An 830-nucleotide genomic window follows, 5' to 3' on the forward strand; every position below is an offset into this window, starting at 1 on the left:
ATCCCCCTTCCTCCCCTTGAAACACAAGAAAACATAGCTCATATTTTAAGTGTGCTTGATAGCAAAATAGAGCTAAATAATCGCATAAATAAAGCATTAGAAAAGCTATCCAAACTTCTCTACACACGCTATTTTGTGGAATTTAACTTCCCTAATGCAGAGGGCAAGCCTTATAAACAAAGCGGCGGAGAGATGATATATAACCCCACACTCAAGCAAGAAATCCCCAAAGGTTGGGAAGTATCAAATATGGGAAAAAGTAGCCTTGCTTGGAGCATACAAACAAAGATTGATAAATTCATAGGTGAAAAAACATATCTTCCAACATCAGCAATCCAAGACGATACTATTGTGGATTTCTCAAACAAAATCACTTTCGAGAAAAGGGAATCAAGAGCAAATATGCAGCCTATCAAAGATTCTGTATGGTTTGCCAAAATGAAAGATACGAGAAAATATTTATACTTTGGGGAATATTCAGAATCTGTTCAAACTTTTATACTCTCTACAGGTATGTATGGCTTGGCTTGCAAAAAGAATGCTTTAGAATATATGTGGAATATCATTAGCTCAAATAAGTTTGATACTATCAAAAACGCATTTGCTAATGGCTCAACACAACAGGCAATCAATGATGAAGCCCCGAGTTGGATTCCATTACTCATTCCAAATGAGAGTGTATTAAATGATTTTCATACAAAAACTTATAAAATTTATAAACAAAAATATTTCAATGAGAGAGAATCCCAAAAGCTAAGCGCACTGAGGGATTATCTTTTACCACTTTTATTCAATAATCAAGTGGAAGTGTGCTAATGATTTATAGGTTT

1 protein-coding gene is annotated in these 830 nt (G+C 34.5%); it reads left to right on the top strand.

From position 1 onward, the window contains the following. Window positions 1-816, top strand: an 816-nt coding sequence (locus tag CQA63_RS09275; RefSeq protein WP_170128402.1) for a restriction endonuclease subunit S, incomplete at its 5' end; no start/stop codon positions are given. Between the last annotated feature and the right edge of the window lie 14 nt (window positions 817-830).

The organism is Helicobacter marmotae (assembly GCF_003364255.1).
GTDB classification, from domain to species: Bacteria; Campylobacterota; Campylobacteria; order Campylobacterales; family Helicobacteraceae; genus Helicobacter_C; species Helicobacter_C marmotae.